At 31.7% G+C, this 13282-nt stretch carries 13 protein-coding genes; 8 read left to right on the forward strand and 5 right to left on the reverse strand.

Annotation, left to right across the window (positions count from 1 at the left end; translation table 11 throughout):
• Positions 1-80: 80 nt before the first annotated feature.
• Positions 81-1634 (reverse strand): calcineurin-like phosphoesterase C-terminal domain-containing protein, encoded by a 1554-nt coding sequence (locus FH779_RS05275; RefSeq protein WP_180906329.1) that lies wholly within the window; start codon positions 1632-1634, stop codon positions 81-83.
• Positions 1635-1818: 184 nt separating this feature from the next.
• Between FH779_RS05275 and FH779_RS05280 the strand changes: the two genes are divergently transcribed.
• Positions 1819-3027, forward strand: coding sequence for an MFS transporter (locus tag FH779_RS05280; RefSeq protein ID WP_221414073.1), 1209 nt, complete (start codon positions 1819-1821; stop codon positions 3025-3027).
• Here the strand turns inward: FH779_RS05280 and FH779_RS05285 are convergent.
• On the reverse strand, positions 3008-3589 hold the full coding sequence (locus tag FH779_RS05285) for a DUF5715 family protein (protein ID WP_180906330.1): 582 nt from the start codon (positions 3587-3589) through the stop codon (positions 3008-3010). The two genes, FH779_RS05280 and FH779_RS05285, sit on opposite strands and share 20 nt — an antisense overlap.
• Positions 3590-3632: 43 nt before the next feature.
• On the reverse strand, positions 3633-4277 hold the full coding sequence (locus FH779_RS05290) for a DUF5715 family protein (protein WP_180906331.1): 645 nt from the start codon (positions 4275-4277) through the stop codon (positions 3633-3635).
• Between the two features lie 261 nt (positions 4278-4538).
• Between FH779_RS05290 and FH779_RS05295 the strand changes: the two genes are divergently transcribed.
• Genes FH779_RS05295 through FH779_RS05305 form a run of 3 tightly spaced genes read left to right on the forward strand, consistent with a single transcriptional unit; the run spans position 4539 to position 7185 of the window.
• Positions 4539-5414, forward strand: coding sequence for a carbon-nitrogen hydrolase (locus FH779_RS05295; protein ID WP_180906332.1), 876 nt, complete (start codon positions 4539-4541; stop codon positions 5412-5414).
• Positions 5414-6121 carry a subclass B1 metallo-beta-lactamase EBR-3 gene (locus tag FH779_RS05300; protein ID WP_150823468.1) on the forward strand — a complete coding sequence of 236 codons (708 nt, stop codon included), beginning with the start codon at positions 5414-5416 and terminating at the stop codon, positions 6119-6121. The genes FH779_RS05295 and FH779_RS05300 overlap by 1 nt, the downstream gene beginning before the upstream one ends.
• Positions 6122-6123: 2 nt before the next feature.
• Positions 6124-7185, forward strand: coding sequence for an agmatine deiminase family protein (locus FH779_RS05305; RefSeq protein WP_180906333.1), 1062 nt, complete (start codon positions 6124-6126; stop codon positions 7183-7185).
• A gap of 58 nt (positions 7186-7243) precedes the next feature.
• Here FH779_RS05305 and FH779_RS05310 read toward each other — a convergent pair whose 3' ends face one another.
• Positions 7244-8602: an acyl-CoA dehydrogenase family protein gene (locus FH779_RS05310; RefSeq protein ID WP_180906334.1), complete on the reverse strand. Its 1359-nt coding sequence runs from the start codon at positions 8600-8602 to the stop codon at positions 7244-7246.
• Between the two features lie 66 nt (positions 8603-8668).
• A complete protein-coding gene (locus tag FH779_RS05315; RefSeq protein WP_180906335.1) occupies positions 8669-9625 on the reverse strand; it encodes an NAD-dependent epimerase/dehydratase family protein in 957 nt (318 codons plus the stop codon).
• A 338-nt stretch (positions 9626-9963) separates the two neighbouring features.
• Here FH779_RS05315 and FH779_RS05320 point away from each other — a divergent pair, with 338 nt between their 5' ends.
• The 4 genes from FH779_RS05320 to FH779_RS05335 all read left to right on the forward strand — a co-directional run bounded on the left by FH779_RS05320 (position 9964) and on the right by FH779_RS05335 (position 13282).
• Positions 9964-11985, forward strand: coding sequence for a M13 family metallopeptidase (locus tag FH779_RS05320; protein WP_180906336.1), 2022 nt, complete (start codon positions 9964-9966; stop codon positions 11983-11985).
• Between the two features lies 1 nt (position 11986).
• Entirely contained in the window at positions 11987-12322 is a 336-nt protein-coding gene (locus FH779_RS05325) for a rhodanese-like domain-containing protein (protein WP_244958029.1), read from the forward strand.
• Between the two features lie 185 nt (positions 12323-12507).
• Positions 12508-13074: an RNA polymerase sigma factor gene (locus FH779_RS05330; RefSeq protein WP_038333651.1), complete on the forward strand. Its 567-nt coding sequence runs from the start codon at positions 12508-12510 to the stop codon at positions 13072-13074.
• A gap of 1 nt (position 13075) precedes the next feature.
• The gene (locus FH779_RS05335) at positions 13076-13282 is read left to right on the forward strand and encodes a hypothetical protein (RefSeq protein WP_038333652.1); all 207 of its coding nucleotides are present in this window, start codon (positions 13076-13078) and stop codon (positions 13280-13282) included.

Raw genomic sequence — 13282 nt, forward strand, 5'->3', positions numbered from 1 at the left:
TAACATGAATAAATTGTGGAATATTTTATTTAAAAAAGCCACTTCGTTTGAAGTGGCTCATCAAGATGTGTATAAAACGATTATTTGATAACTTCGAAAGAAGATTTTTCTGTAAAAGTATTTCCGTACAAATCGGTTGCGCGAACTTCAATTGGATAAGTTCCAGCTTTTAACTTATTCGGTAAACGAACAGACCAAATATGTTTCGAAATTTCTGGAGCAGAAGGTCTGTTACCAATATTTGTAATTTCTGCATTATCAATTTTCATTATGGTTTCCATATAATTGTAATCAACTGTTGGATCCCAATTCATCTCTTTCCATTCACCATTATTTACACGATATTCCACTTTATTTGATTCATGTCCCATAAAGAAATTAGCATATAAAAAAGCACGATTGCGTTTACCTTCTTTTACTTTTTTTGTGTGGTACAGATCGATTTGTTTTTCTTTTGGTGAATTTGCAACTTTATAATCAAATTTATATTGATTACCATCTACATGTAAAAAAGCATAACCTTTTGGTGTACCATCGCGCATCGTAGAAGCTGGAACTCCTTTTGCATCTTTCGGTCCCGAATACCAATCACCAGAAGTTGTTCCAACATTGTACTCGTGATGAGGTTTTTGTTGTTGCCAACCATCTTGATTTGCATAAAAAATCTGTTCTTGGAAATGTGTATGAGCAGACATTGAAATTGTATTTGGGTAATCCTTTAACAATTCGAATAATTGATTTCTATCTTCTGGACGTGTGTCACGCAACGGGATATGAAATGCTAAAACGATTAAATGATCTTTTGGAACAAATTTTAAATCATTTTTAATAAATTCTAATTGATCAGGACGGAAACCTCCCCAGTATCCTTTTCCATCGCGAGGATCAGGATATAAAATATCATCTAAAACAATAAAATGTGCTTTACCGATATTATATGAATAATTATTTGGTCCGAAATTTTTCTCGAACGTTTCATCCGAATATTGATCTTCTTTTGCATCATAATTCATATCGTGATTTCCCATTACATTGTACCAAGGCAAACCAACTTTTGAAACAGCTTTTATATAAGATGGATGCAAATTCAAATCATCACCAACCAAATCTCCTAAAGAAAGTCCGAATTCCATTCCTTTAATTCCTTTAACATCATCAATTACACCTTTAGAGAAATATTCTATTTCTTCTTCTGTATAAGCTTGAGGATCACCAAAAATTAAAGCAGAAAATTTTTCGTTTTCCTTTGTAGGAATTAAAGCAAAATCAATACTCTTTGGAGTGTTTCCAGTAGGAGTAGAACCTGCATATTCTAATTTTGGAGAACCATTAGGTTTGTTGATGTAGTAGAATTGTGGCTGATTGAATTCGTTTGTCGGAACTTTGTAATTTGTTGGTTTAATGACAAACAAAATAGTTTCGTTATCAATCTCGATTTGATATTCTCCTTTATCATTTGTCGAAACAACTTGTTTTCCGTTACTAACTTGTACATTCGATAAACGTTTTTCCGATTTATCGAATTTGTTGTTTTGATTTTTATCTTCAAAAATAATTCCTTTAGCAAGTTGTTGAGCGTTGACAGAAGTATAAAAACTTCCAAATAATACCAGCGATAATACGATTTTTTTCATTGTGTGAATCTCTTGTTTTGTAGATGCTAAAATTCTATATTTTATGCGGGTTTTGGATTAACACAACAATAAGTAAAGATTAAATTTAAGTAAATAAGAATAACATATTTTCAAAGTTAATAATGGATGAATAATTGTCTTTCATTATTAAATAGTCTAAATTTGCAACCGATTGCATTATATTATGGAAGAGAAATTAAGCATGAATTCACGACAAATTTTCATGCAAATTATAGGTTATGTAAGTTTTTCATTTATAGGTTATTTACTGATAGGCTTGCCTTTGGCTATTTTACCTATTTTTATTACAAAAACATTAGGTTTTACTGAGCTTGTAGCGGGTATTGTAATTAGTTTGCAATATGTGACAACTTTTATTTTGAGAGGTTATGCGGGAAAAATTGTAGATACAAAAGGTCCTAAACCAGCCGTTTTATTAAGTATGAGTTTGTTTATTTTAGCTGGAGTTTTATTATACTTTTGTTACTTTACAAGAAACAATCATTTTCTGTCATTAGCTATTCTTGTACTTGCGAGATTGGTTACTGGAGCAGCAGAAGGAATGGTAGGTGGAAGTCCGATAAACTGGGCAATTTTAAAAATTGGACAAGAACATACAGCTAAAGCGATTTCTTATAACGGTGTTGCAAGTTATGGCGCATTGGCAATTGGCGCACCATTGGGAGTGATCTTAAATCAATATTTTGGACTTGGTTTTATTGGTTTGTTTAGTATTGTTTGTGCGATTATAGGTTATTTTTTAGCTAGAAATAAAGAAAATATATTAACTGCAGTTTCAAAAGTTCCGCAACCATTTATAAGTGTATTGAAAATAGTTGCTCCTTTTGGAATTTGTTTAGCATTGGCAGGTCTTGGATTTGGAGGAATTTCCAATTTTATAACACTTTACTACGACTTTTATAGTTGGTCAAATGCAGCTTTATGTTTAAGTGTTTTCAGCTTATTATTTATCGTAGGACGATTATTTTTTAATAGTTCAATTAATACATTAGGAGGATTAAAAGTAGGAATTATCTGCATGATAGTCGAAACGATAGGTCTGTTAATTCTTTTTAGCGCACCAAATTCATTTATAGCTCTTATTGGTGCTGGAATTACAGGAATTGGTTTTTCATTAGTTTTCCCTGCAATGGGAGTAGAAGCTGTAGCGTTGGTTTCGGACAATAGTAAAGGAGCTGCCTTAGCTGCGTACGGCTTGTTTATTGATATTTCATTGGGAATTACAGGACCTCTAATTGGTGGTGTTATCAGTTTATTTGGAATGTCAAACTTATTTGGTTTTTGTAGTTTGTTTGTGTTTATAGGGTTATTGTATAGTTATTATTTACAAACAAAAAAAAATCGTTCAGAATTTAATAATTCCGAACGATAATATGAAAACATCTAATTTTAGATTCTTTTACGTAGTAAATTTTGCCTGTTCTGACATAATTTTTTAGCACTTGTTCTAATTCTTTTTCTAGTTTAGAATCAGGTCTAATTTTATGATTAAATCTAACATAAGAAATATCAAAAGCAGCACCAAAATTATGCGAACTATCGTTAGAAGATGCATTTTTATTAATTCCTCTCAAACGATTTTGATCATGTAGCGTTCGTGTCATCGATGTAACAACGAAAAAATTTTGACCTGTTGCTTTTACAAAATCACTTGCAATACTTGTCAAAATATCTCGACCTTTTGGAATAAGATATGAATGACTATGTGTTAAATCTCCAACTCGCCAACCATAACCACGCTGTTTTATTTTAACCAATTTACCTTGATTAATGTACTTGTTCAACTTTTTATCACCATCAATTAGCTCAAGTTTATGAGATTTTGCGGCATTCAAATGCTGAACATATTCTTTAGAAGGTTCTATAACAACTCGCGATTGAGCGTAACCGAATAAAGAAGAGCAAATAAAAAACGTTGTTAAAAATTGTTTCATGATTCAATTCTCTTCTGCAAAAATAGAAAAGAACTTTTATATATTACATTGTTGTTGATTTAAATTGATCAGGATTACGAACCGTTACATGAAAACAGTGTTGTCTATATTCTTTGATATAGTAAATTTTGCCATCATCTTGTAATTGTTTTAAAATTGCTTCTAAATTATCACGATGAGTTTTGCTATACGAATATTTATTATTGAATTTTGTATAAGACAAATCAAAAGAAGCTCCATAGTTATGAGAACTTTCATCTTTTGCAGCATTGCTATTTACTCGTCTTAAACTTGCTTGACTTTCCTCTGAACGAGTAAGTGAAGTTACAGTAATTGTAGCATTATTTTCGTCCAAAAATTTTGAAGCAATTCGTTCTAAAACAGTTTTAGCTCTGTTGTTTAAGAAAGCTTTACTATGTGTTAATTTCTCAATTGTGTACCCATTTCCTTCCTCAGGAATAGCAACTAATTTTTTTGTAGCAACTAAACCTTCAATATCATCAAAACTCTTAACGATTGGAACGTTGAATGATTCTGCTGCCATTAAATGGTCGTCATAAGTTACTTTTTTTGTAGAGATAGAAGTGGATGAAGAGGCAGAATTTTCTGCTAAAATGTAACTTTCTTGACTTTGAGCTGAAATAAATATTCCGCTAAAAAGACAAGAAAGGGCAATTAATTTTTTCATGTTTTAAATTATTACGCGACAAAATTAGAAGTTACAATTTAATAAAGACTTGTTAAAAATTATAATATTTAGGTAAACTTTTTTTAAAATTTTCTTAAATCTGTTCTCAAAATAGCATTGTTAGATAGATTGATAGAATTTTAAATTTCATCTCATTTGAACATAAAATATTCTTAAATATCATTTCTAATAGATTATGTCATACTAAATTTCTTAATTTTGTAATTATTATTCATTTTTATTTTTAGACCTATTTATAAAATGGCAAAAGTTAAAGTTGGAATGGTACAAATGACTTGTACTAATAACAAACAAGAAAATTTAAACAAAGCAATCGAACAAATAAAAGTAGCAGCTGCAAAAGGCGCTCAAATTGTGTGTTTGCAAGAATTGTTTACCTCATTATATTTCTGTGATGTCGAAGATTACGACAATTTCGATTTAGCAGAATCAATTCCTGGACCATCAACAGATGCGTTATCAGTTGTAGCAAAAGAATTAGGAGTTGTAATTATTGCTTCATTATTCGAGAAACGTGCGCAAGGTTTATACCACAATACAACAGCTATTTTAGATGCTGATGGACAATATTTAGGAAAATATCGTAAAATGCATATCCCAGATGATCCTGCGTTTTATGAAAAATTCTATTTTACACCAGGCGATTTAGGTTACAAAGTTTTTGATACTAAATTTGGAAAAATTGGGGTATTAATTTGTTGGGATCAATGGTATCCAGAAGCCTCTCGTATTACAGCATTGATGGGTGCGGAAATTTTATTTTATCCTACTGCGATTGGTTGGGATACAACGCAAGACGAAGAAACAAATCAAGATCAATACAATGCTTGGCAAACAATTCAGCGTTCACATGCGGTTGCGAATGGAGTTCCAGTTATTTCTGTAAATCGTGTTGGTTTTGAGCAAGATGGAGCGATGAAATTCTGGGGAGGTTCTTTTGCGACAAATGCACAAGGAAAATTGTTGTATTTGGCAACGCATGATCAAGAGGAAACAGAAGTGGTTGAATTGGATTTGAATGAATCTGATTTCTTCCGTAAACACTGGCCTTTCTTAAGAGATCGCCGAATCGATTCTTATCAACCAATTACAAAACGTTTTATAGACGAAGATTAATGAAAAAAATATTTTCACTTATTGCATTGATAGGAAGTTTTGCATTTGGTCAAATAAAACCAATTCAAATTGATTCGATTAATAATAATCTATTTGTTTATCAAACATTTAATTCGTTTAATGGTGTTGAGTATAATGCAAATGGAATGTATTTGGTAACGAATAAAGGAATTGTTTTGTTTGATGTTCCTTGGCAGAAATCGCAGTATCAAGAGTTAAATGATATGTTGCAAGAAAAGTATAATTTGCCAGTTATCGCTGTCTTTGCAACACATTCGCATGATGATAGAGCAGGAGATTTGAGTTTTTATAATGATTTGAATATTCCTACTTATGCAACTTCTCTAACCAATTCTAAATTAAAAAAGGAAGGAAAAGCAACTTCTAAATTTGAGATTGAATTAGGGAAAACATACAAATTTGGTAACGAAAAATTTGTTGTTGAATATTTTGGAGAAGGACATACTTCTGATAATGTTGTGGTTTGGTTTCCGAAATATAAAGTGTTGAACGGGGGTTGTTTGATAAAAGGTGCTGATGCTGTAAATTTAGGTTATACAGGCGAAGCTAATGTTGCTGAATGGCCAAAAACAGTACACAAATTAGTTGCAAAACATCCAACGATTAAACAAGTTATTCCAGGACATGACAATTGGAAAGCTACTGGACATATCGAAAATACGTTTAAACTTTTAGAAAAGAAATAAAATTGAATACTATAGATACATCAAAATTCCCAAAAGATTTAGGATATAGATTTCCTGCCGAATGGGAAGAACACGAAGCAACTTGGTTGTCTTGGCCACACAAAGAAGAATCTTGGCCAGATCGTATTCATTTAATTTATCCAGCTTATGCTGAATTTATTGCTGAATTATCAAAAGGTGAAAAAGTTCGCATTAATGTAAAAGATGAAGAAATGAAAGCATTTGCTTTATCTTTTATCGAAAAAACGAATGCTGATTTGTCACAAGTTGAGTTTTATTTCAACGAAACAAACGATGCATGGTGTCGCGATCATGGTCCTGCATTTTTGTTAAATAAAAACAATCTTTATAACCCAAAAGTTATTGTCGATTGGGGTTTCAATGCATGGGGAGGAAAATATCCACCTTTCGAAAATGATGATATTGTGCCAACAAGAATTGGTGCAGAATTTAATCTTCCTGTTTTTCATCCTGGAATTATTATGGAAGGAGGTTCAGTCGAATTCAATGGAAAAGATATGTTGATGACATCAAAATCTTGTTTATTGAATGAAAATCGTAATCCAGATTATTCGCAAGAACAAATCGAAGAATTTTTAAGAAATTATTACGGAGTTTCGCAAATTCTATGGGTAGAAGACGGAATTGTTGGTGATGATACGGATGGACACATTGATGATACAATTCGTTTTGTAAATGAAGATACAGTTTTGACGGTTGTTGAAACAGATGAATCGGATGATAACTACGAATTGTTGCAAGTGAATCTTCGCCAATTGCAAGAAATGAAATTGGAAGATGGACGTCCATTAAACATTATCGAATTGCCAATGCCGGATGCGGTTTATTGCGAAGGTGAGCGTCTACCTGCTTCTTATGCAAATTTTTATATCGCGAATAAATCTGTCATTGTTCCAACCTATCGTTGTGTAAAAGATGCGATTGCTTTGGATATAATTCAGAAATGTTTTCCAGATCGTAAAGTTGTAGGAATTGATTCTACAGATATTATTTGGGGATTAGGATCTTTCCATTGTTTAAGTCAACAAGAGCCTAAGATATAGGTTTTGTCAAAATATAAAACAACAAAAAAGCTGAGTAGGTTGCTCAGCTTTTTTAATTTTAAACAAATGCACTAAATCCTGTGATAGAACGCCCTACAATAAGTGAATTGATTTCTTTTGTGCCTTCGTAGCTGTAAATAGCTTCGGAGTCGGCAACAAAGCGAGCGACGTCATGCTCTAATAATATTCCATTTCCACCCATTACTTCTCGTGCTCGTGAAACAACATCTCGTGTTCTCATTGTACAAAAAACTTTTGCTAAAGATGCGTGTTCGTCTAGTAAAATTCCTTCATCTTGCATTTCAGATAAGCGAAAAACTAAAGTTTGCATTGCTGTTAAATTAGATAACATTTCGACCAAATGTCCTTGTATCATTTGAAAAGAAGCAATTGGTTTTCCAAATTGTTTTCGATTTCGTGTGTAATCCAAAGCGCTTTCATATGCTCCGCGCGCGCAGCCAGTTGCCATCCAAGCAACTCCAGCTCTTGTCATTCGCAATACTTTTGCTGTATCTTTAAATGAATTAGCTTTTTGTAAACGATTTTCTTCAGTAATTAAACAATCTTTCAGAGTAATCAAGCCATTCTGAACAATTCGTAAAGCCATTTTTCCTTTGATTTTTTCTACAGAAAAACCAGGATTATCTTTCTCTACAATAAAACCTTTTACTTCTCCATCATCCAAATCTCTTGCCCAAATAATGACTAAATCTGCAAAAGTCGCATTACCAATCCATTTCTTTTGACCATTTAAAATCCAACCTTCTTCTGTTTTTTTACATGTTGTGGTTAAACCTCCTGCTGCACCAGAACCAACTTCGGGTTCAGTTAGTCCAAATGCTCCGATTTTATCAAATTTTTGCATTTGTGGTAACCATTTTGCTTTTTGTTCTTCCGATCCGCACATATAAATTGATCCCATTGATAAGCCAGATTGTACGCCAAAAAAAGTGGCAATCGAGGCATCTACACGAGCCATTTCCATAGCCAAAACACCTTCCATAATAAAAGGTAAATTTGGACAACCATAACCGTCGTAAGTGACGCCACAAATGTTGAGTTCTTTAAATTTTGGAATTAATTCGAAAGGAAATTGATCACGAAGCCAATAATCATTAACGATTGGTTTAACTTCTTTTTCCATAAAAGCTCTTACTTTTAACTGTAATTCGCGTTGTTCTGGAGTTAAAGTGTGGAAAACATCGTAGAAATCCCCATCAATTGGAGGAAGTTCTTTGTGTTTTTTATTTGGATTTAACATTTTCATCATTCCTTGAAGTTGTTTATCATCGAGTTTCGAAAAGTTTTCCATTAAAAGAGGTAAATCTACTTTTTGAGAAATTTTATTTAATTGCTCTAAATCAACAGATTTTAGTAGATGAACGATATTTTTTAAATTAGAAAATGCTCCTGACATATTTTGTGGTTTTTAACCAAAAAATTATCAAAGAGCATTCCTAAAATATTGTATTGTAAGAAAAAATTAAGGTTTACCTAATTTTATTTTCAAATTATCTAACATTGTTGTTGTCATTTTATCGATATCAAATTTTGGTTCGAATCCCCAATCTGCTTTTGCAACAGAATCATCGATAGAAGAAGGCCAAGAATCAGCAATAGCTTGACGGAAATCTGGCGCATAATCGATTGTGAAATTTGGAATATGTTTTTTGATTTCTGCTGCTAAATCTTCTGGAGCAAAACTTAAACCTCCTAAATTATAAGATTTAAATTCACCTAATTGTTTTGGATCAGCAGACATTAATTCAACAATTGCATTAATAGCGTCATCCATATACAACATAGGTAAATAAGTTCCCTCTTTCAAGAAAGAAGTATATTTTCCATCCTCGATTGCTTTGTAATAAATATCAACAGCATAATCTGTAGTTCCACCTCCAGCAGGAGTTTTCCAAGAAATAAGACCAGGAAAACGAACAGAACGAACGTCTACATTATGATTTTGTTGGTACCATTTGCACCAATATTCTCCTGATAATTTAGAAATACCATAAACCGTAGAAGGAGTCTGAATTGTATTTTGTGGTGTATTGTCTTTTGGTGTATCTGGACCAAAAACGCCAATAGAAGAAGGCCAAAAGATTTTATCGATTACTTTATCTTTCGCTAATTCAAGGAAAGTAAGTAAAGTGTCCATGTTTAATTTCCAACCAAACATTGGATTTTTTTCAGCTGTACCAGAAAGTAGAGCCGCTAAATGATAAACAGTTTTAATATTGTGTTTTGCAATGACTTCTTTTATTCGATCAGCATCCATTACGTCAATTACTTCGTAAATTCCATCGTAATCAACATCTTTAGGATCACGTATGTCAGAAATAATTACATTATTTTTTCCATGAATGGTTTTTAATTTCTCAGCCAATTCAGAACCAATTTGTCCTAAAGCGCCGGTGATCAAAATCGTATCGGTTTCCATTTTAAAAAGTTACTTTTGTTTGGTGTCAAATTTAAAAATTTTCTATTGAATTTGGATATAACAAAATAATATTTAGATATTAATATATAATTCGACTTATTAATGTTAAAAAAGTATATTCACGAAGTTGTTTATAGAATATTATTCTGTTTTATAAGCTTTCTTTTGAAAAATAAATTTGCAGAATAGGATGTTTTTGATTTAAAATCTTCAAATTGTTCTATTTTATCATCAAAAAGTGTTGAAAATTGAATGAATAATTAATACTTTATTTAGTAAATTTGTAACAAACGTCGTATTAATTTCGACATATCATATCAAAAATACTTAGTAGAAATATGAAAAAACAACTATTTGTTGCTGCATTTGCATGTACTTCTGTTTTGGCAATTGCGCAAGAATCATATCAGGCTTTTAATCCAAATTATATGGATAAGTCTGTTCGTCCTCAAGATGATTTATATAATTATGTAAATGGTAATTGGATGAAAATTACAGAAATTCCTTCTGATAGAGCAAGATGGGGAAGTTTTGATGAATTAAGAGAAAATACGGATAAGGTCACTTTGCAATTAGTGAAAGATCTTATTAAAACGAAACACGCTAAAGGAACAAGTGAGCAAAAAATTGCGGATTTGTATGATGCGTATATGAATATTGATGCGCGCAACAAAACGGCTTTGGCGCCATTACAAAAATATTTTAAGCAGATTGATGCAATCAAAGATATGAAAGGTTTACAAGATTATTTAATCGATGTAGCTGCTATCGGAGAGAACCCTTTTTATGGTGCTTATGTTTATACTGACCTTAAAAATAGTAAACAAAATGCTGTTTATTTAGGAGATATTGACTTGACTTTAGGTAAAACATATTACCAAAAAGAAGATGCTAAAAACACTGAAACTTTAGCTAATTTGAACAAGTTTATCGATCAATTGATGCCTTATACAGGTTCTAAAACACGTGATTTGAAAGGTCCAAAAATTGTGGCTTTCGAAAAAATGATGGCGAAATACATCAAAACTGTTGAAGAAGATCGTGATCCAAATAAATCGTACAATCCTGTAAAATTATCAGAAGTTAAAAATTTAACGAAAAATGTTGATATTGAGCGTTATGTAAAAGCGTTAGGAATTAATCCAGAAACGGTAATTATTGGTGAATTAGATTATTATAAAAATTTAGATAAAATCTTAAATCAAGAGAATTTACCTTTGATTAAGGATTATTTACGTTTTAAATTAATCAATTCTTATGCAAGTTATTCAACATCTGATTTAGATAAAATTAATTTCGAATTTTACGGAAAAACTTTATCTGGTCAAAAAGAGCAACGTCCATTAGAAAAAAGAGGTTTAGCGTTTGTAAATGGCGCAACAGGAGAATTATTAGGACAAATTTATGTGAAAGATAATTTTCCACCAGAGGCAAAAGCAAAAGCTGAAGAATTAATCAGTTATTTATTCAAATCTTTTGACAAACACATCAAAGAATTAGATTGGATGTCTGACGCAACTAAAACGAAAGCGTTAGAAAAATTAAACAAGTTTACTGTAAAAATTGGTTACCCTGATAAATGGAAAGATTATTCTGGATTACAAGTAAAATCTTTGGCAGATGGAGGAAACTTAATTGAAGATGTAATGGCAATTAGCAAATGGCGTCAAGCAGAAAACTTGAAAGATTTTGGAAAACCAGTTGACAAAACTCGTTGGGGAATGTCGCCACAAACTGTAAATGCATATTTTAATCCAACTAATAACGAAATTGTTTTCCCAGCAGCAATTTTACAACCACCTTTCTATGATTATAGAGCGGATGCAGCTGTAAACTTTGGTGGAATTGGAGCAGTTATCGGTCACGAAATTTCTCACGGATTCGATGATTCGGGAGCTAAATTTGACGGTGATGGTAACTTAGTAAACTGGTGGACACCACAAGACGAAGAGAAATTTGCAAAAGCTACTAAAGCTTTGGCTACGCAATATGATGGTTATGAACCAGTAGCAGGAACACACGTTAATGGTACATTTACATCTGGGGAAAATATTGGAGATTTAGGAGGAGCTTCTGTTGCTTTTGATGCATTACAAATGTATTTGAAAGATAAAGGAACTTACGGAAATATAGATGGATATACTCCGCAACAACGTTTCTTCTTATCTTGGGCAACTATTTGGAGAACAAAAGCGACTGACGAAGCGTTAGTAAATCAAGTGAAAACAGATCCACATTCGCCTGGATATTACCGTTCTTTTGGACCAATCGTTAATATTGATGCGTTCCACGATGCGTTTAAAACAAAACCAGGAGATAAATTGTACAAAGCACCAAAAGACCGTATTAGAATTTGGTAAGATGCTTGGCAAAATTATTGATTGGATAAAAAATAGAAATAGAATTATTAAAATGACAACAGTTGAAGCAATAAACAATGCTAATGTAACATTAGTAGATGTTCGCGAGCCTTTTGAATTGGATACAGATGGATTTGTTCCAAATGCGATCAATATTCCATTAGGAGAAGTTCCTACGAGAGTAGAGGAGTTTAAAGAAATGTCAAGACCTATTGTGGTTTTTTGTAGAAGTGGTAACCGTTCTGGTCAAGCTGCACAATATTTACAAGCACAAGGTGTAGACGAAATTTTTAATGGAGGAGGTTTTCAGGATGTCTTAGATGTTTTGGAGAAATAATTCGTAACAATTATTATTTTATAAAAAAACCGATAAATTTTTATTTGTCGGTTTTTTTTATATATTATTGTATTTTAGATAGATATTCGTTTAAGTTAAAGCTATTTTAAAATAAATATAAAAAAATCAAAAAAAACAAGTGACCAAATAGGAATAGGTGTGTCATATAAATGTAAGCAGTTAAAATGTCAAAAGATTCTATAGAAAATATTGCAGATGACATTTTGGTGTATAAGATTGTCGAAACAAAAAATCAGCATTTGTTCGGTATATTGTATGATAGGTATGCACATACGGTATATAATAAATGTTTGAGTTTTGTAGAGGATCAAGCTGAGGCACAAGATATGACGCACGATATATTTGTAAAGTTGTTTGTAAAACTGAAAACATATCAATCAAAATCTAAATTCTCTACTTGGTTATATTCTTTTACATATAATTTTTGTGTCAATCATGTGCAACGAAAGATAAAAGAAGAAAGAAAAAATTATTCGGTAACGGATGATTTGGTTGATAACTATAATGATGAAATTATTGATGACAAAGAAATTTTTGAATTAAAAATCGAAAAACTAACGCAGTCCCTAAAGGAGTTGGATGTCGAAGAGAAATCTATATTACTCATGAAATATCAAGATGAATTTTCAATCAAAGAAATTTCAGAAACTTTAGAGATTGGTGAAAGTGCAACTAAGATGAGATTGAATAGAGCAAAAAATCGTTTACTAAAAATTTATAACGCTTTGTAAAATGGAAAATCCTTTTAAGACTATACTAGCCAATGAAAAGCTTCCAGAAACAATAAAACAAAAAGTTATGGATGATGTTGCTTTAATAAAATTATCGTTGGAGGTAGCCGATTTGGTTTCAGTAAAATATCCAAGCACAATTGGAAATTTCTTCGGAATCGGAAAAAAATCAACTAACAAACCGAACAAAAAAGATAAAGAAGGTTAA

This window comes from Empedobacter falsenii (assembly GCF_013488205.1).
Lineage (GTDB): Bacteria > Bacteroidota > Bacteroidia > Flavobacteriales > Weeksellaceae > Empedobacter > Empedobacter falsenii_C.

Excerpts from the sequence above, each read along its gene's own strand:
- FH779_RS05275 (WP_180906329.1), bottom strand. The coding sequence starts at position 1,634 with ATGAAAAAAATCGTATTATCGCTGGTATTATTTGGAAGTTTTTATACT.
- FH779_RS05280 (WP_221414073.1), top strand. The coding sequence starts at position 1,819 with ATGGAAGAGAAATTAAGCATGAATTCACGACAAATTTTCATGCAAATT.
- FH779_RS05285 (WP_180906330.1), bottom strand. The coding sequence starts at position 3,589 with ATGAAACAATTTTTAACAACGTTTTTTATTTGCTCTTCTTTATTCGGT.
- FH779_RS05290 (WP_180906331.1), bottom strand. The coding sequence starts at position 4,277 with ATGAAAAAATTAATTGCCCTTTCTTGTCTTTTTAGCGGAATATTTATT.
- FH779_RS05295 (WP_180906332.1), top strand. The coding sequence starts at position 4,539 with ATGGCAAAAGTTAAAGTTGGAATGGTACAAATGACTTGTACTAATAAC.
- FH779_RS05300 (WP_150823468.1), top strand. The coding sequence starts at position 5,414 with ATGAAAAAAATATTTTCACTTATTGCATTGATAGGAAGTTTTGCATTT.
- FH779_RS05310 (WP_180906334.1), bottom strand. The coding sequence starts at position 8,602 with ATGTCAGGAGCATTTTCTAATTTAAAAAATATCGTTCATCTACTAAAA.
- FH779_RS05315 (WP_180906335.1), bottom strand. The coding sequence starts at position 9,625 with ATGGAAACCGATACGATTTTGATCACCGGCGCTTTAGGACAAATTGGT.
- FH779_RS05320 (WP_180906336.1), top strand. The coding sequence starts at position 9,964 with ATGAAAAAACAACTATTTGTTGCTGCATTTGCATGTACTTCTGTTTTG.
- FH779_RS05325 (WP_244958029.1), top strand. The coding sequence starts at position 11,987 with ATGCTTGGCAAAATTATTGATTGGATAAAAAATAGAAATAGAATTATT.
- FH779_RS05330 (WP_038333651.1), top strand. The coding sequence starts at position 12,508 with ATGTCAAAAGATTCTATAGAAAATATTGCAGATGACATTTTGGTGTAT.
- FH779_RS05335 (WP_038333652.1), top strand. The coding sequence starts at position 13,076 with ATGGAAAATCCTTTTAAGACTATACTAGCCAATGAAAAGCTTCCAGAA.